General features: G+C 41.8%; 19 protein-coding genes. 13 read left to right on the forward strand and 6 right to left on the reverse strand.

The window, feature by feature from the left end; translation table 11 throughout:
- From K5Q92_RS03590 to K5Q92_RS03605, 4 genes are all read left to right on the forward strand, one after another.
- The coding region (locus tag K5Q92_RS03590) for a TonB-dependent siderophore receptor (protein ID WP_220767685.1) at nucleotides 1–2,805 on the forward strand (2,805 nt) is incomplete at its 5' end.
- 84 nt (nucleotides 2,806–2,889) lie between these two features.
- On the forward strand, nucleotides 2,890–4,032 hold the full coding sequence (gene nagA, locus K5Q92_RS03595) for an N-acetylglucosamine-6-phosphate deacetylase (RefSeq protein WP_220767686.1): 1,143 nt from the start codon (nucleotides 2,890–2,892) through the stop codon (nucleotides 4,030–4,032).
- An 8-nt stretch (nucleotides 4,033–4,040) separates the two neighbouring features.
- Nucleotides 4,041–4,940, forward strand: a complete 900-nt coding sequence (locus tag K5Q92_RS03600; protein ID WP_220767687.1) for a dihydrodipicolinate synthase family protein — start codon at nucleotides 4,041–4,043, stop codon at nucleotides 4,938–4,940.
- Between the two features lie 404 nt (nucleotides 4,941–5,344).
- On the forward strand, nucleotides 5,345–7,078 hold the full coding sequence (locus tag K5Q92_RS03605; protein ID WP_220767688.1) for a sulfatase: 1,734 nt from the start codon (nucleotides 5,345–5,347) through the stop codon (nucleotides 7,076–7,078).
- Nucleotides 7,079–7,155: 77 nt separating this feature from the next.
- On the opposite strand, the gene nagB is transcribed toward K5Q92_RS03605, so the two are convergent.
- The 5 genes from nagB to K5Q92_RS03630 all read right to left on the reverse strand — a co-directional run bounded on the left by nagB (nucleotide 7,156) and on the right by K5Q92_RS03630 (nucleotide 13,179).
- Nucleotides 7,156–7,965: a glucosamine-6-phosphate deaminase gene (nagB, locus tag K5Q92_RS03610; RefSeq protein WP_220767689.1), complete on the reverse strand. Its 810-nt coding sequence runs from the start codon at nucleotides 7,963–7,965 to the stop codon at nucleotides 7,156–7,158.
- 10 nt (nucleotides 7,966–7,975) lie between these two features.
- Nucleotides 7,976–8,863, reverse strand: coding sequence for an ROK family protein (locus K5Q92_RS03615; RefSeq protein WP_220767690.1), 888 nt, complete (start codon nucleotides 8,861–8,863; stop codon nucleotides 7,976–7,978).
- Nucleotide 8,864: 1 nt separating this feature from the next.
- Entirely contained in the window at nucleotides 8,865–9,578 is a 714-nt protein-coding gene (locus K5Q92_RS03620) for an N-acetylmannosamine-6-phosphate 2-epimerase (RefSeq protein WP_220767691.1), read from the reverse strand.
- 41 nt (nucleotides 9,579–9,619) lie between these two features.
- Entirely contained in the window at nucleotides 9,620–12,277 is a 2,658-nt protein-coding gene (locus K5Q92_RS03625; RefSeq protein WP_220767692.1) for a sodium:solute symporter, read from the reverse strand.
- 194 nt (nucleotides 12,278–12,471) lie between these two features.
- Nucleotides 12,472–13,179, reverse strand: a complete 708-nt coding sequence (locus tag K5Q92_RS03630; protein ID WP_220767693.1) for a transcriptional regulator NanR — start codon at nucleotides 13,177–13,179, stop codon at nucleotides 12,472–12,474.
- A 284-nt stretch (nucleotides 13,180–13,463) separates the two neighbouring features.
- Between K5Q92_RS03630 and K5Q92_RS03635 the strand changes: the two genes are divergently transcribed.
- From K5Q92_RS03635 to K5Q92_RS03675, 9 genes are all read left to right on the forward strand, one after another.
- A complete protein-coding gene (locus K5Q92_RS03635) occupies nucleotides 13,464–14,144 on the forward strand; it encodes a tetratricopeptide repeat protein (RefSeq protein WP_220767694.1) in 681 nt (226 codons plus the stop codon).
- Nucleotides 14,145–14,146: 2 nt separating this feature from the next.
- Nucleotides 14,147–15,088: a hypothetical protein gene (locus K5Q92_RS03640; protein WP_220767695.1), complete on the forward strand. Its 942-nt coding sequence runs from the start codon at nucleotides 14,147–14,149 to the stop codon at nucleotides 15,086–15,088.
- A 185-nt stretch (nucleotides 15,089–15,273) separates the two neighbouring features.
- A complete protein-coding gene (gene recR, locus K5Q92_RS03645; RefSeq protein WP_220767696.1) occupies nucleotides 15,274–15,873 on the forward strand; it encodes a recombination mediator RecR in 600 nt (199 codons plus the stop codon).
- Nucleotides 15,874–16,038: 165 nt separating this feature from the next.
- The gene (gene htpG / locus K5Q92_RS03650; RefSeq protein ID WP_220767697.1) at nucleotides 16,039–17,955 is read left to right on the forward strand and encodes a molecular chaperone HtpG; all 1,917 of its coding nucleotides are present in this window, start codon (nucleotides 16,039–16,041) and stop codon (nucleotides 17,953–17,955) included.
- Between the two features lie 74 nt (nucleotides 17,956–18,029).
- Nucleotides 18,030–18,875 (forward strand): tetratricopeptide repeat protein, encoded by an 846-nt coding sequence (locus K5Q92_RS03655; protein ID WP_220767698.1) that lies wholly within the window; start codon nucleotides 18,030–18,032, stop codon nucleotides 18,873–18,875.
- Between the two features lie 169 nt (nucleotides 18,876–19,044).
- Nucleotides 19,045–19,689, forward strand: coding sequence for an adenylate kinase (gene adk, locus K5Q92_RS03660; RefSeq protein ID WP_220767699.1), 645 nt, complete (start codon nucleotides 19,045–19,047; stop codon nucleotides 19,687–19,689).
- Nucleotides 19,690–19,840: 151 nt separating this feature from the next.
- Nucleotides 19,841–20,836 (forward strand): ferrochelatase, encoded by a 996-nt coding sequence (gene hemH, locus K5Q92_RS03665; protein ID WP_220767700.1) that lies wholly within the window; start codon nucleotides 19,841–19,843, stop codon nucleotides 20,834–20,836.
- A gap of 264 nt (nucleotides 20,837–21,100) precedes the next feature.
- On the forward strand, nucleotides 21,101–22,405 hold the full coding sequence (locus tag K5Q92_RS03670) for an inosine/guanosine kinase (RefSeq protein ID WP_220767701.1): 1,305 nt from the start codon (nucleotides 21,101–21,103) through the stop codon (nucleotides 22,403–22,405).
- A 112-nt stretch (nucleotides 22,406–22,517) separates the two neighbouring features.
- Entirely contained in the window at nucleotides 22,518–23,072 is a 555-nt protein-coding gene (locus K5Q92_RS03675) for a sugar O-acetyltransferase (protein WP_220767702.1), read from the forward strand.
- A 155-nt stretch (nucleotides 23,073–23,227) separates the two neighbouring features.
- Here K5Q92_RS03675 and K5Q92_RS03680 read toward each other — a convergent pair whose 3' ends face one another.
- On the reverse strand, nucleotides 23,228–24,553 hold the full coding sequence (locus K5Q92_RS03680) for a dicarboxylate/amino acid:cation symporter (protein ID WP_220767703.1): 1,326 nt from the start codon (nucleotides 24,551–24,553) through the stop codon (nucleotides 23,228–23,230).
- Nucleotides 24,554–24,628 lie beyond the last annotated feature (75 nt).

Here is a 24,628-nt window from a genome sequence, read left to right on the forward strand (position 1 = left end):
TCAGTAATGGCCGTTAGAATCGCTTCTGCGTCAACTTATACATATTCTGAAGAAACGGAAAATGCTCAATTTGACAGTGAAATTGAAAAAATAAGTGTAACAGGCTCACATATTAGAAAGGGGGATTTCGAGTCAGCGTCACCGATTCAGATCATCGATGCCGATGATATTGAAGGAGTTGGGGCCGTAAATATTGGTGACTTATTAGGTAAGATCCCAGCAGTGATAGGTGATACGACCTCTGCAAGTTCAAATATTAGTGGTCAAGATTCTGGTTTGAATACAGTTGCTTTACGTAACTTAGGCTCATCAAGAACATTGGTTTTGGTTGATGGGAAACGTTATGTGTCAGGCATGTCTGTAGGTTCCGGTTATGGGGTAGATTTAAACACCATCCCTACCACTATGATTCAACAAGTTGAAGTGCTAACTGGTGGCCAATCTGCTGCTTATGGTTCAGATGCTGTTGCTGGTGTTGTTAACATTATTATGAAGAAGAATTTTGATGGTGTTGCATTTAAAGCACAAGCGGGACAAAGCGAAGAGGGTGATAAAGGAACAACTGACTTTGAATTAACAATAGGTAAAAACTTCGATGAAGGTAATGCTTGGTTTTCACTTGGGTATTCAGATGATGAGGGCTTGATGGCTGTTGACCGAGATTACTCTCGTGTACATAAAAGTGCTGTTGATACCGATGGTGACGGTTTAAAGGATACTTCTCAATATGTTGGTTCATCACATATTTTAAGTGGCCGCATTGGTGGTTATAAAGGTGATGGAAGTGCTTTTGTGCGAACGCCTGACGTTGAAACATCCGATGCCTTCAATTTTCACGACTATCGCTCAATGTTAGCGCCATTAGAAAGAAAATTTGCTGCAAGTGGGCTGTCTTTTGACTTTAACGAGCGTTCTCGAATTAATTTCACCGCAAATTACGCTCGGGTAGATTCGCGTGCACGCTTTGAACCAATCCCTTTAGATACACGTAACGATATCTTTAAGCTGTCGAAGGGGGGAACAACAGGAATTGATATTGCTACTCATCCGTGGTTTGCCGGAACAACTTTAGGGAATAATTTGTTGGCAGATGGTATCACTAATCTTGATGACGTCAGTTTAACATTTCGTCGTTTAGCTGAATTTGGTGACCGTGGTGCTGAAAATACACGCAGCACTTATCGTGTAGCTGGTGATTATGAGTTTGATATTACAGATGATATTTATCTAACAGTTAGTGGTACTTATGGTGTTACGGACCAAAATCAAACAAACCATGGCGATATCAATTTAGATCGAGCTCGTTTTGCACTTGATGTAGAGGATGATGGTTTTGGCGGTTATCAATGTGCTGACGATATTGCACGTATCAATGGCTGTGTTGTGTTCAATCCATTCTCTGAAGATGGTATTTCACCAGAAGCAGTGGAGTATTTAGCTGCGGACACCAACCTTGTAGGTAGTATTGAGCAGTTTGTACTAACCACTGTAGTGGCGGGCGAAGTAGATTTTGCAATTAGTAACGATGTCGACAATATCGGGTTTGCAGTAGGTGTTGAATACCGCGAGGAAAAAGGAGAAGAGACTCCTGATCCATTACGTCAAGCAGGTATTGTGCGTGGGCAAGCAATTGCTAAAACAAAAGGTTCGTTTGATGTTGTTGATATTTTTGGTGAAGTACATGTCCCTATATTTGAGCAATTAAGTTTATCAGCTGCGGTTCGAGTCGGTGACTACTCTTCAGTGGGGCGCACAACAAACTGGACAATTGGATTAGATGCTCCTGTGACTGATTCAGTACGTTTTCGTGGTGCTGTTGCAACAGCTGTTCGGGCGCCCAATGTGAGCGATTTATTTGCTGGTGGCACAGCAACAGCTGCTGTCGTGGCAGATCCGTGTAATGGTGTTACTAATGCTGATAGTGGCAATATTGCGGAGAATTGTCGTTCTATATCAGCAATTCAAAATCGTATAGATAGTGATGGCGCTTTCATTTTGACGCAAGTTGAAAGTCAGAATACATCTGGCTTATTGAGCGGTTCTATTGATGTCCAAGAGGAAAAGGCTGATACGATCACCGGAGGTGTAGTTTTTATTCCAGAGTTCATTGATGGATTACAAATGTCGCTTGATTATTACGACATTAGTATTGATGACGCAATTGCTAAAACAGACCGAACAGTAATTATGAATCGCTGTTATGACGTTGATCCTAGTGAGTTTGATCCTGAGTGTGGTGGGCTAGTTCGTCGTGATGGTCGTTCAGGGGCTGCACTTGATGTAAATGCTGCTTCAGGTAATGAAAACTTAATAGAAACACGTGGGTTTGATCTTGATGTTTCATATGTTACTGATATTGGAAGTGGAGACCTGTATTTAGGTTTAGCTGCTAACTACCTTGATACTTATGATATTACTGGTATTGAAACCGGTGATACTCAACATCTTGCAGGAGAGGTTCTCTTTCCAAAATTACGCTATAACATAAATGCTTCTTATACTATTAATGATTTTAATGTTTACTGGCAATTACGTTATTGGGACGAAACTAAAGATCGTAATGATAATACTATCATGACGGAAGAGTTAAATTCAGTCGATTCACGTATATATAATGATGTTCGATTTAGTTATAACTTTACTGAAAACTTTAACGGTTACTTTGGCGTGAAGAATTTATTTGACGAGCAGCCACCACATTTAACTGCTAATCATAAATATCAACAACAAGGTACGACAACAAATGGAACTGCATTTGATTTAGTAGGCAGAGGATATTATGCAGGAATAAAGCTGGATTTTTAAAGTGTACAAGGACTGAGGTCTAAACATCTTTGTGGGCTGTTTAATCAGCCCTTTTTTATACTAACTAAATATTAGTTGAGCTTTATGATTACCACTTTAATTGCAGAACAACTTTTTGATGGTGAAGAGTTTTATACTAATCGCCCGATTAGTTTTAAAGATGGCAAAATATTGTCTTTAGATACAGTTAATGGAGCCAAAGAAATTAAGTTACCAGGGATGTTAGTCCCAGGGTTTATTGATGTTCAAGTTAATGGTGGTGGCGGTTGTTTGTTTAATCACCAAACAAATATTGAAACACTAATAAAAATGGTGAAGGCTCATGGACAATTTGGAACCACAGCTTTATTGCCTACATTAATCACGAGTGATATTTCTACGCTTTCGTGTGCAGCAGAGGTAATAAGCCAAGCAATAGCTGAGAAAACTCCCGGAGTAATAGGTGTCCATTTTGAGGGGCCGCATATTAGCATACCCAAAAAAGGTATACATAATGATGAGTTTATTCGAAAAATTAGCCAACAAGAGCTAGATATATATTGTAGAGATGATCTCGGGGTTAAAGTTGTGACTGTTGCACCAGAGAGCATTGAGCTAGACGTAATAAAAATATTGGTAGAAAACAATGTCATTGTTTGTTTGGGACATTCAAATGCGAGCTATGAACAAACTCAAGCAGCCTTGGCTGCTGGGGCAATTGGTTTCACTCATTTATTTAACGCTATGTCGCCTCTAACCTCGCGTGCTCCCAATATGGTTGGCGCTGCGATATTGGATGAAAGTAGTTGGTGCGGTTTGATTCTGGATGGACATCATGTGCACCCGGCGACGGCAATGCTAGCTATGCGAGCAAAGCCTCGCGGCAAAATGATGTTAGTTACTGATGCTATGTCGACAATAGGAAGCAAACAGTCTTCACTAGAGTTTGACCAACATACTATTAACTTGGTTGGAGGCAAATTAACTAGCCAAACAGGGCAATTAGCAGGTTCAGCTCTGGATATGATTACAGCAATTAATAATGCACAGAGCATGTTGAACCTATCAATTGCTGAAGCCATAAAGATGGCGAGTTATTATCCGAGCGAGTTTTTAAATTTAAATCATTGCTGCGGACAGTTTTCTGTTGATGCCAATGCAGACCTGACTTTACTTACCACAGAAAATTCGTCTCATCATGTAATGCGTACATGGATTGGCGGTAATACGATTTTTAATAGAATTTAGAGGTTACAATGAAAAAACTTACCGGGCTAATTGCCGCCCCTCACACGCCATTTAATCAAAATGGCGAAGTTAACCTTCCAGTTATTGATAAAATTGCAGAGCTTCTTATTAGGCAGGGGGTAAAAGGAGTATATATATGCGGTACAACGGGCGAAGGCTTAAATTGTTCTGTTGCTGAGCGTAAGGCGATAGCTGAGAGGTGGGTAACTGCTGCTCGAGGTCAGTTGAGTATTACTGTTCATACTGGCGCGCTATCAATAGTTGATAGTATAGAGTTGACTCGTCATGCTGAAACTCTCGATATATTTGCTATTTCGGTTATCGCTCCTTGTTTTTTTAAGCCTAATTCAGTTGAGAGTTTAGTGGAATATTGTCGAATAGTTGCGGCAGAAGCTCCAACCAAGGCTTTTTATTATTATCACTCAGGAATGTCAGGTGTCATGCTAGACATGGAAGAGTTTCTTATTCACGCAAATGAAGTTATTCCTAATTTAGCTGGTATAAAGTTTAATCACTCTGATCTATATGAATTTCAACGTTGTATACGTGCTTGCAATGGAAAGTTTGACATTCCGTTCGGGGTTGATGAGTTTTTGCCCGCAGGCCTGTCTGTTGGTGCTGTTGGTGCCGTAGGCAGTACCTACAATTATGCAGCCCCGCTTTATCTAGATATTATTGATGCGTTTAACCGAGGAGACCAAGATACCGTTGAAAAGTTAATGGATAAGGTTATCGAACTCATTAGGCCTCTAGTTGAGTATGGAGGTGTTGCAGCGGGGAAAGTTGCCATGCTTCTTCACGATATTGATGTCGGGGATCCTCGGCTTCCTATTAAATCTCTTTCGATTAAAGAGAAAGAAGAGGTACTCGCTAAAATGAAGAGAGCTGGTTTTTTAAAACATAAATAGATTAAGACCACCTTATAAATTATACCAATCAGTATAGGAAGTTGATCTACTCAGAGCGATTTTGGCAAACTAATTCAAGGCGAATAACTGAAAGAATGGTTGCTCCCTTGTGAAGTTATTCAACGCAGAAGTAGGCCGCCAAAAGCACTCCAGAATGGCGAGTTTTAGCGGCTCTGATACTGCGTTAACAAGCTTGAACGTAGAATCACTATGCTCTTCACTCGCTGCGAGCTGCATGGATGCAGCGAATGTCATTAAAGCAGGAGCACTTAATGACCTTGTCTCAGTGCCGCTAAATTCTCGCTGAGCGACCAAATCTTTATACTAATTGGTATTATTACTTAAGCGTTCTTATTCACTTTCTTAGTATTTAATTAAAACTTCATGATAACGGCAGGTGTGATATGAAGCAGTGTCTGTTCACAATAACTCTAATATCTAGTTTTTTACTTTGCTATGAAGTGGTTGCTGATGAAGTCAATATAAGGCCCAATATCTTATTTATAGCCGTTGATGATTTAAATGATTGGGTCGGTTATTTAGGAGGACATCCAAATGCTAAAACGCCAAACTTAGACGAACTAGCTAATCGGGGAGTATTTTTTAGCAATGCATATACAGTTTCGCCTATATGTGGCCCATCTCGAGCAAGCGTGTTAACTGGCATGAGGCCTGAAACAACAGGGATTTATCATAATAAAGGAATGTACAAAGATTATGTTCCTGATGCAGTTGCCTTACCTAAATATTTAAAAGATAACGGTTACCATGTAATGGCGGCGGGTAAGATCAATCATGCTATGGGGATGGTTGTTGCTGAAAACTATCATGAATATGGCCCAGACGCTGGAGCTATTGGTGGGCCATTTACTTGGGAGGAACTTAGTTTAACACCGCAAAAAAAGGTCATGAGGAAAGACATTCTTGGAAAACGATTAGAAGCACAAAGTGGCATCGTGACAGATGTATATCCTGGCAAGATTATTAGCAGAGGAACATTGTCAGCAACATTACCCTTAAATGGTATAGATAATACCTTAGATAGGCCTTTTAATGGCTATAACACTTTTGATTGGGGGCCTGTGGATGTTAAAGATGACGAAATGCCTGACGGCCAGATTGCGCAATGGGCAGTTGAAAAGTTATCCGAACAATACAATAAACCTTTCTTTTTAGGTGTCGGTTTTTATCGCCCGCATCAACCGTTTTATGTTCCTACTAAGTACTTTGACGCATTTAAAAATGAAGTGATAGCTTTACCAAAAATACAAGAAAATGACTTATCTGATGTTTCTGAAGCGGGCAAACAATACGCGCACTTTCCTTGGTCGGGTAGCTTTGAAAGAGTACAAAAACACAATGTATGGCAAGATGGTGTTTTAGGTTATTTGGCTTCTATCCACTTTGCGGATGCGCAAATAGGTAGAGTTTTAGATGCTCTAGATAAAAGTGATTATAAGGATAATACCCTTATTTTGCTTTGGAGCGATCATGGTTGGGAGCTTGGTGAAAAAGAGCATTGGGGGAAGCACTCACCATGGGAGGGCTCGATAAGAGTACCGTTTATTATTGTACCACCTAAGTCCTCACAAATAGTAAAGGGGGCTCGGGCTAGTTTTGTAAGCTTACTTGATATTTATCCAACCATTGCTGACTATGCAAATTTACCAATTCCTAAACACTTAGAAGGTCGTTCACTTAAAAAGGTTGTGACAGGTGAGTATGATAAAGTTCGAGATTTTCATATTACTACGTTAGGTCGTGCGAGTTATGCATTAAGAACTGAAGATTGGAAGTTCATTCACTTTTATGACGGAAGTGAAGAATTATATGATTTATCAGGCGATCCTCACGAATGGAATAATTTGGTCAATCTTGAAAGCTATCAAAGTAAAATCAAACAGTTTAGAGCCATGTTACCGGTTGATGACCATTTTAAGCAGTTGGTTCGATATAAGCGTTATAAAGCGATTATCACCGAACATAATGAATTTCTTCTCTACGATATGTTACATCCTAAAAATGGCATCGGTGAGCAAGATGAAGTATCAAAACAGCATCCTGATATAGTGATGAAAATAAAGACAGCCCTGAAAGAGCAGGGGATAACTGAACGATACGTCACCTTAAATGACTAATCCACCTTGTTGCGTAGCTGTAGCGTTACGCAGATATAACGAGGTATGACTTAATGATTAAAAGTTGATAATTTCAGCTATATCCATCCAATATCACGACCAAAGTTTTCATTTAGCTGTGCATTTTGTTTGTCAGCCCATATGTAATAACTTTGGTTCTCTAGGGTTGATGCTGCTTCTTTATCAAGAAGAATAATCGCATTCTCATGCATTTGTAATATTGATGCAGGACAACTTGCAGAAACGGGACCTGTGACCATATCTTTTACGGCTTTAGCTTTGTTTGAGCCTGTAGCAATAAGCAAGGCACAGCGAGCTTCCATGATTGTCGCAATTCCCATTGTCATGGCTGTTGTTGGTTGTATTTCATTCTTACTGAACAATCGACTGTTATCCGCTAATGTTTGCTGAGTTAATGTTTTTATCCGTGTTCTAGATGTTAGGCTTGAACTGGGTTCATTAAATCCAATATGACCATTAGCACCTATGCCTAATATTTGTAGATCAATTCCTCCAGCCTGTTTGATTTGATCCTCGTAGCGCTTCCCTTGCTCTCGAGGGTTTTGAGCTTGAGTGCAAGTAGGGAAATATGTGTTGTTGTGGTCAATATCAACCTGATTAAACAAATGGTTACACATGAAACTGCGATAGCTTTGAGGGTTATTTGCATCAATATTATGGTATTCATCAAGGTTAAATGTTGTGGTGTTCGCAAAGCTATAAAGCCCGGCTCTATATTGCTCGACTAACTCTTTATATAATTTTATAGGCGTACTGCCTGTAGCGAGACCCAATACTGGTTGCTCTTTACTTTTAATTAGAGTTTGTACCCACAATGCTGCGTTAATCGCAACTTGTTGGGCATTATCATGAATAATTATTTGCATTAATAGATACCTAGTTATTTTGGATAACATATTGCTGGACATAATAATATGCGCCGATTAAGTCCGCATTGGCACCGCACTGAGGCGGTATGATTGCGACTCGGTATATTTCTGGTAACAAAGCGACTTTTTCTACGACTTGCTGGAAAAATAACGGAGCAGAGCCAACACTTCCCCCTAAGATTACTTTGTTACAGCCTGTGGTTGCTTTTACATTGGCGATTAAGTCAGTAATGGCGCTTGTGGCACTTTCAATTAGCGTTGATATTTCATCTACATGGAGGTGATTGTGAAAAACCTCCTTACAAGATACAGTCTTATTTAAAATTTTTGATGCTTGGGTCGCTATTGCGGTTCCAGATGCTAATGCTTCTGCACAATTCACCCTTCCACAATGACATCTTATACGTTCATTTTTTAAGTGCTGTACTGACGTATGCCCCAAGTGGGCGCAAAAGCCATCGGCAGAAGTGATGAGCTGTCCATTTTGAATCATGCCTCCACCAACACCGGTAGAGACAGTTATATAAGTTAACGTGTCGTCAATGACTTGGTTATTATTGCATCGCTCAATCCAATACTCAGCCCAAGCTGCAGCAGCTGCGTCGTTTATGATTGTTACTGGCAAACCGAAGCAACTATGAAGCAGAGACTTCAAAGGGATTTTTTGTTTTACTGAAAGAAAATTGACATATTGGTTCCCGACTTGACCAGTGCAAGCAACAGCAACATGAGTTGATTGCTCTTTCCACCCGTGACAAAGTTCTGCTAAATGAGACGCTAAATTGGATAGGTTACTATGAATGATAGAGTCAGTTTTACGCTGCTGTATGACTTTGCCATGACTGATTAAGGCGGCAGAAATTTTGGTCCCGCCGATATCTATTGCTATGATCATTTTAATTCGCGCCTAATTTGCTGGCATTTTCAATGCGCTCAACGAACCACTGCGTTATATGTTCTACGCGAGTTATTGCTGAACCGACAGTTACTGAAAAGGCGCCAAGCTCAATTGCTTTTGCTGCTCTTTCTGGAGAGTTGTAGCGGCCTTCAGCTATTACATTAAGCCCTTGCTCAGCCCATTTTTTGACTAAGTCATAATCGGGTTGATTAGGTGTATTGTGTAAATCTAAATAACCAGACATAGTGCTGCCAATAAAGGTACATCCATGCTTAGCTAATAGCACTCCCGTTTCGTAGTCGGCACAATCAGCCATTGCAATACAATCGTTTGCATGTATTGCTTCGAGTAAGTCGAGCATTGGAGTAGGGCGATGTCTATTGGTTGCATCAAAAGCAATAATTGAAGCTCCCGCTTGAGCAAGTGCTTCAATATCTTTAATAAAAGGAGTGATGCGTATGGGGCTGTCGTCTAAATCTCTTTTTATAATTGCAACGATGGGGGTTGATGTCGTTTGTGCTACTGCGCGTACGTTTTCAATCCCCTCAATACGTAGACCTTTAGCTCCACCATCAACGGCCGCTAAAGCCATGGCAACAACATGCTCAACTTTATCCATTGGGCCTTTATCAACAGGTTGGCACGAGGTGATTAACGAATGCTTTAAATGGGATAATAATGTTTGTTCTAAATCTTTATTTACTGGTGTCATAAGTTTTATCGTTACCCATGGTGTTATTAAGAAATAGAGTGCTATCTTTTATTGGTTGATGCCTGCATGGTATACAGCGTTAATCGCTCTAAATCCTTTTTTTCGTGTTCACTATTTTGGAATAATAGGCTGGAAAGGTAACCAACTGTTAAACATGAAATAATCCCTATCGTGGCGTATAGATAACCGTTAGCCCAGCCTAATTGCCAAGCAGAGATCATAGCCACGACGCCCGTTAGAATACCGATTATTGCACCTGTAGAGTTTGCCTTTTTGGTTAGTGCGCCAAGGATAAACAGTCCTCCTAGAGCTCCCATAAACATACCGATTACTTTAAAGTAGGCGTTCATAAGTGAACGTATTTCAGGATCGATAAATATCAGTCCAGCAAGCGTACCTAGTCCCCCCATGATAAAGGTCAACCAGCGGGCTATGTTCATATAAGCTTTTTCTGTTTTAACTAGGTCAAATGGTCTAACAAAGTCAGTGACTAATGTTGTGGCGATAGAGTTCATACTTGTTGATACTGTTGATTGAGCAGCCGCAAAAATACCTGCGACGATGAGCCCCGCGATGCCTATAGGCAATTCTGTTGCGATAAATGTAGGGAAAATTTGATCTATTTGAATTGTTGGGTCTAGTTTTTCGGGGTGCGTTTGGTAAAAAACATATAGTCCGGTACCAATACAGAAAAAGAGTAAAGCGCCAGGGGCTGCTAATAATGCGTTTGCCCAAATAGACTTTTTAGCTTCCTTAGGATCAGATGTTACCATGTACCTTTGTACGACAGCTTGATCGGCTGTATAGCTAGAAATATTTTGGCCTATTCCACCAAGCACAATAACCCATATAGATAATGTCGTAATGCTTTCTAGACTAAAGTCAGCATTAACCATTGTGAATTTGTTATCACTTAAGCCTACGGAAATAAATTCAGTTAAGCCGCCATCTAGGCCCATAATGATCGTTATAAAGCAAATAAGGGCACCTAGAATTAGTACTATTGTTTGTAGTGTGTCGGTCCATATAACAGCTTCAATGCCACCTAAAGTACAATAAATTAAGCATAACCCTCCCATAATCAATACACTTTCGCTTGCTGATAAAGGAGTCACGGCTGAAAGTGCTAAGGCCGTTAGTGCCATAACAATGCCCATACGACCAATGTGAAATAAAGTAAATAATCCACTAGCAAATAGCCTGACATTCATATTGAAGCGTTTAGAAAGATACTCATAAGCACTTGTGGCATCAATCTGTCGAAAGAATGGCATTGCAATGTAAATGGCCACAGGCGCAACGATGATGATCATCCAAATACCGATCAACAGAAGCCAATTGGTTTGATATACAATGGCAGGTAAAGCAACATAAGTTAAAGAGCTCAACATTGTTGCATAAATTGAGCAGGCTGCTGCCCACCACGGAATCGATTGCCCTCCACGAAAATAGTCATCAGTGTTTCTATTTTTAAAGACAAAGAACAAGCCAACTAGCACTACACATAAAAGGTAAAGCACCAATACCAGCATGTTGACTAAACCAAAATTCTTCTCAGTTTTAACAAGTTTAGCTTGCCAAAGACTAAGGGTATGTGGATTGCTTTTAGTAATGTTTAATGAATAAATGCCTTCTTGGGTCGCTACAATCGCTTGGCTAATTAAGGCGGTCTCATCTGTGAGTTTGTTTTCTACATGATGCTGAATGAATGTAGACCAACTGCCAGTAATAGCGTTAAAAGAAAGGATTTTTCCTTCATCTGTAAACGCCAGAATATGTGACTGTCCTAGAGGAGCTACAGTATTGATTTTTTGACTCAATACTTGCTCATTTACATCAATTTTTCCTTGTAACTTCCAAGGAGAACTTATGCTTAAGTGATTGGGATTATATTTCCAAACAGTATCTATTAATTTAGTTTGGCCTTCGATATATCCGTCTCGATTGGCAGATAGGTAGCCACCTATAGCAAATATTTTTTCACTTTGACCATCATTTTGTATGACAAGCTTTCTATCATTTTGATAGGGATATTGATTGTCTGTACTAGGCAAGCTTGCTAATTTAGTCCAAACGGGAGGGGAGTTTGGTTTAAGGCTATTCGTTGAAGAATCAGTCTTTCCAGATTGCTTTTTTAAAAAGGGGAATGATGTTAAGTTTAATGAGTAGAAATCACTGTCTGTTTCGCCTTTTATTAAAACGAACAGCGTATCATTTAAGATAACTGCAGAGGTCGAAAGGTTACTTTGTGGTAGTTTGGGTAACGGGTAGCTTTCTAATGATTGTGTCTCTGCTTTCCAAACGAGTAAATTGACTAAATTTGAAGCTTGGTTATGCTGAACTCCACCTATAACGATAGTTGCATTGTGATAATTGACTGTTGTGGCGAAACTTCGATTACCTTGTTCTTCGGTTAGCTGCGTATGGCTATACTCATCTTTCGTTATGACTATTAACGCTGCAGAATTCGAGTCTTTTTCAATTGGGGTTTCTGGGTAAACATTGTTGTTTGATTTCGTTGTTCCTGAAGAGATAATTAAGGCTTCATTCTGTTTCGTTACCCAAGCGCCATGACCAATTTTTATTTCATTTGTTAAAGGCGAATTGACTTCCTGCCATTGAATGTTTGTATCTGCATTGCACAACAGAGGAAATAGTAAGGTAGCGCTAGTTATTATTTTTAACAAATGATTTATCATGGGGCTCAAATGCGTTGTTGTAACTGTATACCTGTTATACCACCTGTTTTTGTTAAGATCTAGTGAAAAAGTGGTTAATGCGCTTATTCTTGTATTAGCAGGGGGAATTTAGAAACTTGCAGAACAAGTAAGGGGGAGCGGGTAAAGGCTATCTATTTGATAGCCTTTATTAAGTTTAATTTTTTGAAAGGGGATTAAGATAAGTAATATTTATCGAAAACGTACTCGATATGTTGTGTTGATTTCTTATCAGCACCCTCAACATCATGATTTTTGATACAGTTAAATATTTCTGTGTGATCTTTAAAACTTTTCATATTAAGCTCTTCACAATTACCTTTAACTGGTCTTGCATCTATTACCCAATCGACAAGTGCTTGATGAACTGCTAGAAAAATTGGGTTACCAGGTATGGAGGCGATAACTCGATGAAAATAAATATCAGTCTTTTTGAACTGGCTATTATTTTTTACTGATTTTCCATTTAATTCTAACGCTTTTTCGAGTTCGTTAATTTGCTCTTCTGTCGCATATTCTGCTGCATATCTTACTAAACTTGATTCAAAAAACTTTCTTAGTTGATCGAAATACTGCAAGCCATTGGGCTGGGATAAGAAGTCTTTAGACATTCCTGATAGTTCAGAAATAATTGTATCGGCAGACGGTCTAGTAACACGGGTTCTTTCGCCGCTACTAATTTTTACTAAGCCTTTTCTAGCAAGAGCTGAAAGCGCATCTCGAATTGAGGGTCTACCAACGCCAAAGGCCGCCATTAAGTCTCTTTCTGATGGTAAGGCATCGCCTTCTGCGATTTCACCTTGTCGTATCATCAGTTCTAATTCTTCTTCTACAGTTTCAGACAACTTTTTTCTTTCAACGGGGCGTTTAATGGTAATTGGCATAGTTTAAATCTCAATATTAGAATAAATCTAGATTCACCTGTTTTGCTATTATACCAGTTGTATATTAAATGTATATGCTAATTGACGATTCGTAGCTGGCTGATATTAAGTCTTCATGCATATTTATCAGTTTTTTATACTTTAGTTTAGCCTCACGTGTGTTGATGAATGATGTTACTAAGGTAGTTGCCTGATACTGTTGCCGCTCTAATTTGTTTATGCCAAACTCCAGCCGTTTTATGTGTCCACTTCATGTGTGTAGCTAACCTAAATGGATAAAAAGTGTGAAGCAAAAACTCAAAGGGCTGGGGTTATCCCTAGCTATATTTATCGTCATCGTAATCTTCAATACACTGTTTGGCGCGCCGCCTATTGCTTTAAGTGGTATCGAGAAATACAGCGAAAAAGTATCAGTTAAAGAGGCTCGTGAACTGGGCTTTATTCTATTTAAAGACAAACAATATCCTGAGGCGAGAGCATTCTTTAAACCCTCGGCAGAGAAGGGCGATATTGGTAGCCAGCTGGCACTGGCTACACTCTATTTCTACGATCTGACCACGGTTAACAATTATCAGCTGGCGTATCGTTGGTTTAGCCAAAATAGCGATAATGCCTTTGCTCAATACTATTTAAGCTTATTGTATCACTTCGGTCATTACGTGCCACAAAGTCCATTAAAGTCGCTATTTTGGCTTGAGAAATCAGCGGCGCAGTCTTTCCCCGCGGCGCAGCATAATTTGGCTGTGTACTATTTTAATTTGGGTAACTATCCCATGGCTTATCAATGGGCACTGTACGCAAGAGGCAATCATTTTTCTCAGTCTCGCGCTTTAGTCAAACAAGCCGCTGAGCAGTTATCCTTGGCAGAAAAAGCCAATATGGATCAACATTACAGAAATACTCAAATAGAGCATGAATGGAGTGATAAGACCTTGATCTCTGAATTGTTAGAGCAGGTGTTTTAATCATGAAGATAAGTTCGCTATCACTAATATCCGCTAACGGCCAAACCCAAAATTTTGGCGCCGTGACGAATCAAGCCAGTTTAAAATTGCGACTCAAAGAGATCTTGGAGGCGGTAGTCTTTGAAGAGTCTTCCCTTAATGAAACGGATCGCACTGATGCGGCAGGAAATAGTGCTCTGACTATGCCTATGTTAGTTGTTCAGGCAAAACTGCAGTGCTTTGAGGTCACTCTTACTTATGACATGCTAAGTAAAGAAGAGGGCTTGCTGGCTCTGTTCTATACGAATAGTAAGGGAGGGCGGGAACAGCAGAAGGAGTTTGGCTTTATTGATATTGGGGAGCTGGAGGAACACCTACAGCGTCTTTTGAGCATGAGTAAGCAAAAGTTAATTCAACATTATTTCCCTAAAAATACGCCTTTGCAGCAGCTGGTTAATTATTCGGTAATCACCTACATCAGTGCCGCCTTTTTAGGGTTGCTGTCCTTTATCTATTTCTCTGACTTACTTTGGCGAGATGAGCTTTTCCGCTCAGTTTATATTGCTGGGGGAGTTGTTTACGCAATATCCCTTCCTATTTTGTTGTTGAAAACCATGTCTTCAGATAGCAGAGAACGGGCTGAGCAAATGGGGCAGAGCCTGCTAAAGCAAGTGTTCGCAATTATTATCGGTAATTTAGTGCTAAGTTTTGCCCTTGTTGCGGGCGGCTGTAACTTTGTGCATGTTATTAGTGTTAAGCCAGCTAAGATTGAGATCACTTTTTCCGATAAGCGTAAGGATTATTGGGGAAAACACTGCAAAGGAGGGGTTAATATCGAGCAGTTCTCTGGGGCTATATGTTTGGAGGATAGAGCTTACTGGAAGATTATTAGCCCAGGTATGCGGGCAACGGCAGAGGGTAAGTTATCGGCAGTAGCTTTTGATGTGAGAGCAATCGAGCTTTAATTGTTGCGCTAGATGAGTCGTAAAGGTATTACCTATTGCTTGAAAGGGACAAAACCTTCAGATTCTATGCTAGTATCTGGCGCTAATTTTATGATGAGTTGTCTTAGCGGGGCTTTCGCCGCGTTTGGCAGCGCTCATCGACTTTTTTCTAGGGCATGTAGATGCCTTTCTAAGCGGAATGTTAAATGAAATTTAGTCCACTCGTTGATGAGCTAATCCAGTCACTTCGTTGTTTACCTGGCGTTGGGCCTAAGTCTGCCCAAAGAATGGCATTTCAGCTTCTAGAGCGTGACCGCAAGGCGGGGACTAAGCTTGCTGATTCGTTGGCTAAAGCTATGTCTGATGTTGGCCATTGCCAGTCATGTCGTACTTTCACCGAAGAAACTTACTGTCCCATTTGTGTGAGCACTAAGCGTGGTCACTCAGAGGTGATCTGTGTGGTCGAAACGCCTGCCGATGTATTAGCAATTGAAGCTGGGGGGCACTTTACTGGTCGTTATTTTGTGTTGTTAGGCCATTTGTCACCACTCGATGGTGTTGGACCTGAAGAGCTTGGACTTGCCTTGCTTGAGCAGCATTTGGCATCTGGTGATGTGAGTGAGCTTATTTTAGCAACGAACCCAACGGTAGAAGGGGATGCGACCGCACATTATATTGCCGATATGGCAAAGCGTCATAACCTAACTGTGAGTCGTATCGCCCATGGGGTGCCAGTCGGCGGTGAGCTTGAATATGTTGATAGTACGACCTTAGCGCTTTCCTTTAATGGACGGCTACCTATCTAAAGAGCGTTATGCCTTCATAAATAAAATCCAGTCTGTGAATGAACACGGACTGGATTTTTTTTGTGCAATTGAAGGCTATGCCAAATTTCTCCCTTGAAATGTATTTTTCTAGCCCCATCTCTTAAGCAAGCTTTACTAAAACTGATTTTTTAAAGGGAACATTTCATGTCACAACAAGAGACCCATGGCTTTCAAACTGAAGTCAAACAACTACTACATTTGATGATCCACTCTTTGTACTCTAACAAAGAGATCTTTTTGCGTGAGTTAGTATCTAACGCTGCTGATGCTGCCGATAAGCTACGCTATGAAGCCCTAACTAACGATGATCTTTATGAAGGTGATGGCGAGCTGCGCGTTCGTATCAGCGCCGATAAAGAGAAGGGTACCGTGACTATTGAAGATAACGGTATCGGTATGACTCGCGATGGTGTGATTGAACACCTTGGCACAATCGCGAAATCGGGCACAGCCGATTTCTTTAAAAACCTATCAGGCGATGAGTCAAAAGACTCGCAGCTAATTGGTCAGTTCGGTGTTGGTTTTTACTCTGCCTTTATCGTTGCAGATCGCGTAACCGTTCGCACTCGTGCAGCAGGCCATAGTGCCGATGAAGCGGTACTATGGGAATCTGCTGGTGAAGGAGACTTCACGGTCGAGACTATCTCTAAGCAAACTCGTGGTACTGAAATTACACTGCACCTTCGTGAAGATGAGAAAGAGTTTGCAGATGACTACCGTCTACGCTCAATCATCACTAAGTACTCTGATCATATCTCAGTACCTGTTGAGATGTATGAAGAGGGCACGCCAGCTGTTGAAGCAACAGAAGACACTGAAGCTGTTGCTGCGACTGAGGGTAGCTGGAAGGCGATGAACAAGGCTACGGCACTTTGGACTCGTAACAAGAGCGACGTGTCTGATGAAGAGTACAAAGAGTTCTATAAGCACATCTCTCATGACTATACTGACCCACTACTGTGGAGTCACAACCGTGTAGAAGGTAAGCAAGAGTACACTAGCTTACTTTATATTCCGGCCAAAGCACCTTGGGATCTATGGAACCGCGACCGTAAGCATGGCTTAAAGTTATTTGTTCAGCGTGTATTCGTGATGGACGATGCTGAGCAGTTCATGCCTAGTTACCTGCGTTTTGTGCAGGGTTTGATTGACTCGAATGACCTGCCGTTAAACGTATCACGTGAAATCTTACAAGATAACAAGGTGACAACGGCGCTTCGCACCGCTGTGACTAAGCGTGTGCTTGGCATGTTAGAAAAGCTTGCTAAAAATGATGCTGAAAAATATCAGTCTTTCTGGACTGAATTTGGTCAAGTGCTAAAAGAAGGCCCAGCAGAAGACTTCGCTAACAAAGAGCGTGTTGCTGGTCTACTGCGTTTTGCATCGACTCATACTGGCGAAGCGACAGCAAACGTATCACTGGCTGACTACATCGAGCGCATGAAAGAAGGTCAATCTAAGATCTACTACATTGTTGCCGATAGCCATGAAGCCGCTGCTAATAGTCCGCACCTTGAATTATTGCGTAAGAAGGGCATCGAAGTACTATTGATGTCTGAGCGTATCGATGAGTGGTTAATCAACCATTTAACTGAGTTCGATGGCAAGAAATTGCATTCAGTGACTCGTGGTGATCTTGAGCTAGGTGAGCTTGAAGATGCGAGCGAGAAAGAGGCGCAAGAGAAGTTAGAAACAGAATCTGAAGGCCTAGTGAAGCGTGTTAAAGACAGCCTTGGTGACAAAGTGTCTGCAGTTAAAGTCACGACACGTCTAACTGACACTCCAGCTTGTGTGGTTGCGGGTGAAGGCGAGATGTCGACTCAGATGATCAAGCTGATGCAAGCGGCAGGACAAGATGTGCCTGAGTCTAAGCCAACATTTGAGCTAAACCCTGAGCACCCACTGGTTGCGCGTTTGAATGACGAGCAAGATGAGCAATTATTTGCTCAGTGGTCTGAATTACTGTTACAGCAAGCGTTATTGTCTGAAAAGGGCAGCCTTGCGGATCCATCGGCGTTTATTAAGTTAATGAACCAGATGTTATTAGCTAGCGTTAAGTAAACAAAGGCTATGATTAAAGAGGCAGTCAATCTGCCTCTTTTTTTATTAGAACTCTAGAATATTAGAGGAAAGTTATGGAATCGATTCTAGAACTGACGAAAGAAAATATCCAACAAGTGGTCGATGCTTCGATGGAGAAGATCGTCGTGATGGCCTTCTGGGCGACTCAAAGTCCAGAGAGTCTTGCATTGATGCAAACTCTTGAAGGTATTACGCAGCAGCAGGCAGGCCGTTTTGTATTAGCTAAAGTTAACTGCGAGCAGGAGATGGAGATAGCCAACTATTTCCAGATTCAAAGCCTACCAACGACTTTAGTTTTGCATGAAGGTAAACCTGTCGATGGCTTTGCGGGTGTACAAGAGGCACCTCAAGTCATGGAGATGCTTGAAAAGCACCTGCCAGCACAGTGGCAGCTTAAGCTTAATCAGGCCCGAATATTTCTGGCTGAGCAAAATGCGATCGCAGCACTGCCTTTACTAAAAGATGCTTACAGTGAAAATCCACTCGCTGAAATCGCCCTCGCATTAGCCGATGTTTACCTGTCACTTGGCGTACTTGAAGACGCTAAAGGCTTACTTGATTCTGTGGGACTTGCGGATCAAGACAGTTATTATCAAAGCCTTAAGGCAAAGCTTGCATTAGCGCTAGATGCAGCCGATACCCCTGAGATCCGAAACTTGCAGCAAGCGGTCGAAAAGGCGCCTGATAATTTAGAGTTGGTAATAGATTTGGCTAAAGCGTTACATCAAGCTGGACGTAACGATGAAGCTCTTGAGCTGCTATTTATGCCACTGAAAAAAGATGTATCGGCATTGGATGGTAAAGTAAAGGTACTATTTTTAGAGATTTTGACGGCGTTAGGGCAAGGCAACAGTTTAGCGAATCAGTATCGTCGCAAACTCTACACTTTGCTTTACTGATGTTTTTATCCTGACTGATGCTAAAGTCGAATGAAAATTACTTCAAAATAGCGGCCATTTATGCGAAGATCGCCGCCCTAAACAGAACAATACCCATCATCTAGGCGGCTTTGGTGTACGCCTTTGAGCGATATGGGGATCACAGTGCGAAATTAAGAGGAAGATTCAGATGCGCATTATGCTATTAGGTGCCCCAGGTGCCGGTAAAGGTACTCAAGCCCAATTCATTATGGAAAAGTACGGTATTCCTCAAATTTCAACTGGCGACATGCTACGCGCTGCAGTAAAAGCGGGCACGCCACTAGGCTTAGAAGCTAAGAAAGTAATGGATGCGGGTCAACTGGTTTCAGATGAATTGATCATTGGCTTAGTAAAAGAGCGTGTTGCACAAGATGATTGTGCTAAAGGTTTCCTACTAGACGGTTTCCCACGTACTATCCCACAAGCAGATGCAATGGCATCAAGCGGTATTGCTCTTGATCACGTGATTGAAATCGATGTGCCAGACGAAGAGATCGTTAAGCGCATGAGCGGTCGTCGTGTTCACCCAGGTTCTGGCCGTGTGTATCACATTGTTTTCAACCAGCCTAAGGTTGAAGGTAAAGATGACGTGACTGGTGAAGACCTAGCGATTCGTCCAGATGATGAAGAAGCGACAGTACGTAAGCGTCTTGATATCTACCATGAGCAAACTAAGCCACTAGTAGAATACTATGGCGCAGTAGCGGCGAAAGGTGACGTGACTTACAACAAGTTCGACGGTACTCAGTCTGTAGCTAGCGTTAGCAAAGAAATTGTTGCAGCACTAAGCTAAACAGTCGCTTGTGACTTAGCGCAAATATAGCTAAGTAACAAAGTGTTTATGAGCTAGTTCTCATATTTTAAAAAGCCCATGTAAATGGGCTTTTTTTATGCTTTTTGCGATGATAGCCTGACACGAATATCTTGCTAAAAAGAGAATTCATGTGAGTGACTTAGCCCCACCATTTGGTGTGTTATTAGTAAACCTAGGTACCCCCGATTCACCTACCGCTCCTGACGTTAAAAAATTCCTCAAACAGTTCTTGAGTGATCCTCGTGTTGTCGATCTCTCTCCGTGGATCTGGAAGCCGATTTTAAATGGCATCATTCTTAATACCCGCCCCGCTAAAGTGGCTAAGCTTTACCAGTCTATCTGGTGGGATGACGGTTCGCCGTTGATGGTGATAAGCCAAAAGCAGCGAGATAAACTCAAACAACAGCTGCATGAGTCGTTTGCCCAAGCGATTCCGGTTGAGCTGGGGATGAGTTATGGTAATCCATCATTACAATCGGGTATCGACAGCCTTAAGTCCCAAGGGGCTGAAAAGATTTTTGTTCTACCACTATACGCCCAGTATTCCTGCTCAACCGTTGCCCCTGTTTATGATGCGATTGCCGAGTTACTTAAAGCTGAGCGCAATATTCCTGAATTGCGTATGAATAAACAGTATTTCGACCACCCGCTTTATATTCAAGCGCTCGCTGAGTCGGTTAAGACTCACTGGCAAGCTAAAGGTCAAGCCGATGTATTGATGATGTCGTTTCATGGCGTACCGCTTCGCTATATCACCGAGGGTGACCCTTATCAAGAGCAGTGCCAAGCAACTGCTGAACTATTAGCTGAGGCATTAGGGTTAACGTCAGAGCAGTGGCGAATTTGCTTCCAATCCCAGTTTGGTAAAGAGGAATGGATAAAGCCAGCAACTGATGAATTGTTAGAGTCGTTACCTAAACAAGGAGTTAAGTCGGTGGATATCATGTGCCCTGCATTTTCATCTGACTGTTTAGAAACCTTGGAGGAGATCTCCCAAGAGGGGAAAGCGGAGTTCTTATCGGCTGGTGGTGAGCGCTATGAATTTATTGATTGCTTAAACGATACCCCTGCTCATATAGCGCTATTAGCTAAGCTTGTTCAAGAGCAAACAAAAGGTTGGTATTAAATTTTCTAACTTCTATAGTGATTTCAGCTAGCGAAAGAGGTGGGGTGTGGTAAAATCCCCCACCTTTTCGCGCATCTAGCCCTTTAAGTTCACTATTTTTGCTTAGTTATGACTAAGCTAAACAAATAGTGAAGGGAGAGTTTTTACACTGGCTAGCTGTTTGAAGTGCAGAGTTTGCTTGTTGGTATTAAAATAAGCAGCTTGAGATAACTTACCCGTTTTAATTTATATTTTGCATGGATGCCGAATGAAAGAGAGCTCAATATGAAGTTTCCAGGTCAGCGTAAGTCTAAACATTATTTTCCGGTCAAAAATCGTGATCCATTGCTTGCGCAGTTGATCCAGCAGCCTCTGCCGATTTCAACCTACATCTCTGGTATCGACCAGACGTTGGTAGATATTGAGGCTAAAGTGGAAGATGAGTTATTGAGCCGCTATGAGCTGCCTAAAGGCAACTCAACCTTGATCGACGATGACAAGGCACATGCACTTTATACCGAGCTGAAGAACAATGATTTGATCAGCGATGAATTTGCTGGCGGTACCATTGGTAACACGGTACACAACTACTCAATTTTAGCCGACGATCGCTCAGTGCTATTTGGCGTGATGAGCCAAAGCATTGAGGTGGGTAGCTATGCCTATCGCTACCTTTGTAATACTTCTTCGAAGGTGGATCTAAACTACTTACAACCTGTTGCTGGCCCTATTGGTCGCTGTTTCACGCTTATTTCTGAGTGTGGCGAGCGTACTTTTGCGATCAGTAAGGGGTCTATGGATCAACTGACACCTGAATACATCGATAAAGAGGTTGTTCAAGGTGGCTCGGCGCTGATCCTGACGGCATACTTGATGCGTGCCAGTGGTGATGATCAGATCACCGAAGCGGCTATGACAGCGATTAACTATGCCAAAGAAGCCGAAGTGCCTGTGGTGTTAACCTTAGGTACGCGCTTTTTAATCGAAGAAGATCCAAAGTGGTGGCAAGAGTTCATTAAAGAGCACGTGACTATTTTGGCAATGAACGAAGATGAAGGCGAAGCCTTAACAGGCTTTAGCGACCCACTATTGGCAAGTGAAGCGGCGTTAGAGTGGTGTGACATGGTATTGACCACAGCGGGTCCTCTAGGACTTTACACTGCGGGTTACACTGAAGACTCTGAGAAGCGTGAAACTAGCCATACCTTATTGCCTGGCTCAATTCCTGAGTTTAACCGCTACGAATTCTCTCGTCCTAAATTAAAGGCTGATTGCGATTCACCGTTAAAGGTGTACGCTCATATCTCTCCTTATATGGGTGGCCCTGAAATTATTCGTAATACTAACGGTGCTGGTGACGGTGCGTTGGCGGCGTTGCTACATGATTTAGCGTCTAATACTTTCCACAAGACTAACGTACCAGGTTCAAGTAAGCATAAGCGTGATGGACTTTGTTATTCATCGTTCTCACAAATTTGTAAGTATGCAAATCGTGTAGCGTACGAAGTACTTGCGCAGCATAGTCCTAGACTTTCTCGTGGCTTACCAGAACGTGAAGATAGCTTAGAAGAGTCATACTGGGAAAGATAAGCTCAGAAGCCTTAAGGGCTGGCTGTGACATAATTTTGAAAGGCATAACTTAGCATTCTGAGTTATGCCTTTTTTGAACCTACCCCTGAAATAACATAAGAAAAATGAAGCGATGACTGAATACGAGAAAATGCTCAATGGCAAAGTGTTTGATGGTGCAGATGCTGAGATTTCAGCAGTACGAGACAATGCCTATTTATTGCAAAAGCAAATTAGCAATAGTTTAGGTTTTAGTGAAACACAGTGCTTGATAAAACAACTGCTCAATAGTATTGGTGAAGACTCTATAGTGCGAGAACCGTTTAGTTGTGAATTTGGTAGACAGATAACTATTGGAAACGGCAGTTTTATCAATATGGGCGCAGTGATGCTTGATGGCGCTAAGATCAGCATAGGTAATCATGTGATGGTCGGGCCAAACTGTCAGTTTTATACCGCATCCCATGAAGTAGATTATTTAAGCCGACGTCGCTGGGAAACCTTTTGTCTACCGATCACCATTGAAGACGACGTCTGGATAGGCGGTAATGTGGTGATTAACCAAGGAGTGACGATTGGTGCACGTTCAGTTGTTGCCGCTGGCTCGGTGGTTAACCAAGACGTACCAGCGGACTCTATGGTTGGTGGCACGCCCGCTAGGCTCCTAAAAAAGCTTAATATTAAATAGTTACCGCCGATCTTATCCTTATACTTATTCTTATATAGTCTTACGGTGTTAATCTAATTTGGTACAAAAAAGGCATCCAACTGGATGCCTTTTGATTAATGCTGCTCTTAAAGCCAGTAGATTACTCGCTTAATGAGTCATTGTAGCGATGAAAATTAGCTTAGTTTATTTTCTTCAGCATGAACCTGAGCATTGAAACCAGGCGCAACTTTACCGGCTTGGCTGTCGTTAAATACCGCTTCGTTAAATTCATTTTCAGACTTGGCAATTACCACTGTCGCTACGGTATCACCAGTGACGTTAACCGCTGTTCGCACCATATCTAACAGTCTATCTACACCAATAATTAATGCGATACCTTCAACAGGCAGGCCGACTTGGTTGAGTACCATAGCAAGCATGATAAGACCAACACCTGGAACCCCTGCAGTACCGATAGAAGCAAGCGTTGCGGTTACAACTACCATAGCGTAATCGGTAATGGTTAGCTCGATACCGAAGACTTGAGCAATAAATACCGTGGCAACACCCTGCATGATCGCGGTGCCATCCATATTAATCGTTGCACCTAGTGGTAGGGTGAATGAGGCGATCTTGTTGTCTACCCCCATGCGATGTTCGGCCGTTTCAATGGTCACAGGCAGTGTCGCGTTTGAGCTTGCTGTGCTGAAAGCAAATAGCTGTACGTCACGGATCTTGCGGATAAAGGTAAATGGATTCAGTCCTGAGAACACTTTTAGCAGCGTAGGGTAAACCACGAATGCATGGACAAGTAAAACACCCAAAACTACGAAGAAGTATTTAACAACACTTCCAAATGTTTCCATACCCAGTGTGAGTGCCAGTTTTGCCATCAGGGCGAAAACACCGTAAGGAGCAAGCTGCATGATAAGCGTAACAACACGCATAATAACTTCGTTAAGGTCGTTAAACAGCGCTGCAACACGTGCACCACGCTCGCCAATGTGTGAGATAGCGAAACCGAAGATCACCGCAAAGATGATGATCTGAAGCATATTACCTTCACTCATCGCATGCAGTGGGTTAGTGGGGACTAGATTGATGATGACATCTGAAAGATTAGGCGCCTGTTTAACATCAAACTGCATCCCCTCGGTCACCATGCTGGCATTTCCTGGGTGGACGGCGATGGCGACAAGGATCGCCGTTGAAAGTGCAATAGCCGTTGTAAACAGGTAAAACGCGATGGTTTTACCGCCTAAGCGTCCCACTTTTGAGGGTTCACTCAAGGAGCAGGTTCCGCAGACTAATGAAATAAAAACTAGGGGAACAACGAGCATTTTTAAGCTGGAGATGAAGATGGTTCCGATGACATTTAGAAAGCCTTCGGTGATGTACTCTTTTATGAAATCACTCTCTGGAAACAGATTGCGTAATAATAATCCAAGAATAATACCGGTAAACATACCGATCAGAATCTTACTCGTGAGGCCGAGTTTTTTGGTTTTCGTAGCAGACATAGTGCTTCCTGTATAATTTTTATGCTTTTCAATTTGCGCACTAAAGCGTAACAAGAAAGTGACACTGATGAAATG

It is taken from the genome of Shewanella sp. MBTL60-007, from assembly GCF_019654915.1.
Lineage (GTDB): Bacteria > Pseudomonadota > Gammaproteobacteria > Enterobacterales > Shewanellaceae > Shewanella.

Bases quoted from the DNA above. Each gene is read 5' to 3' on its own strand.
- nagA (WP_220767686.1), top strand. From the start codon at position 2,890: ATGATTACCACTTTAATTGCAGAACAACTTTTTGATGGTGAAGAGTTT.
- K5Q92_RS03600 (WP_220767687.1), top strand. From the start codon at position 4,041: ATGAAAAAACTTACCGGGCTAATTGCCGCCCCTCACACGCCATTTAAT.
- K5Q92_RS03605 (WP_220767688.1), top strand. From the start codon at position 5,345: ATGAAGCAGTGTCTGTTCACAATAACTCTAATATCTAGTTTTTTACTT.
- nagB (WP_220767689.1), bottom strand. From the start codon at position 7,965: ATGCAAATAATTATTCATGATAATGCCCAACAAGTTGCGATTAACGCA.
- K5Q92_RS03615 (WP_220767690.1), bottom strand. From the start codon at position 8,863: ATGATCATAGCAATAGATATCGGCGGGACCAAAATTTCTGCCGCCTTA.
- K5Q92_RS03620 (WP_220767691.1), bottom strand. From the start codon at position 9,578: ATGACACCAGTAAATAAAGATTTAGAACAAACATTATTATCCCATTTA.
- K5Q92_RS03625 (WP_220767692.1), bottom strand. From the start codon at position 12,277: ATGATAAATCATTTGTTAAAAATAATAACTAGCGCTACCTTACTATTT.
- K5Q92_RS03630 (WP_220767693.1), bottom strand. From the start codon at position 13,179: ATGCCAATTACCATTAAACGCCCCGTTGAAAGAAAAAAGTTGTCTGAA.
- K5Q92_RS03640 (WP_220767695.1), top strand. From the start codon at position 14,147: ATGAAGATAAGTTCGCTATCACTAATATCCGCTAACGGCCAAACCCAA.
- recR (WP_220767696.1), top strand. From the start codon at position 15,274: ATGAAATTTAGTCCACTCGTTGATGAGCTAATCCAGTCACTTCGTTGT.
- htpG (WP_220767697.1), top strand. From the start codon at position 16,039: ATGTCACAACAAGAGACCCATGGCTTTCAAACTGAAGTCAAACAACTA.
- K5Q92_RS03655 (WP_220767698.1), top strand. From the start codon at position 18,030: ATGGAATCGATTCTAGAACTGACGAAAGAAAATATCCAACAAGTGGTC.
- adk (WP_220767699.1), top strand. From the start codon at position 19,045: ATGCGCATTATGCTATTAGGTGCCCCAGGTGCCGGTAAAGGTACTCAA.
- K5Q92_RS03670 (WP_220767701.1), top strand. From the start codon at position 21,101: ATGAAGTTTCCAGGTCAGCGTAAGTCTAAACATTATTTTCCGGTCAAA.
- K5Q92_RS03675 (WP_220767702.1), top strand. From the start codon at position 22,518: ATGACTGAATACGAGAAAATGCTCAATGGCAAAGTGTTTGATGGTGCA.
- K5Q92_RS03680 (WP_220767703.1), bottom strand. From the start codon at position 24,553: ATGTCTGCTACGAAAACCAAAAAACTCGGCCTCACGAGTAAGATTCTG.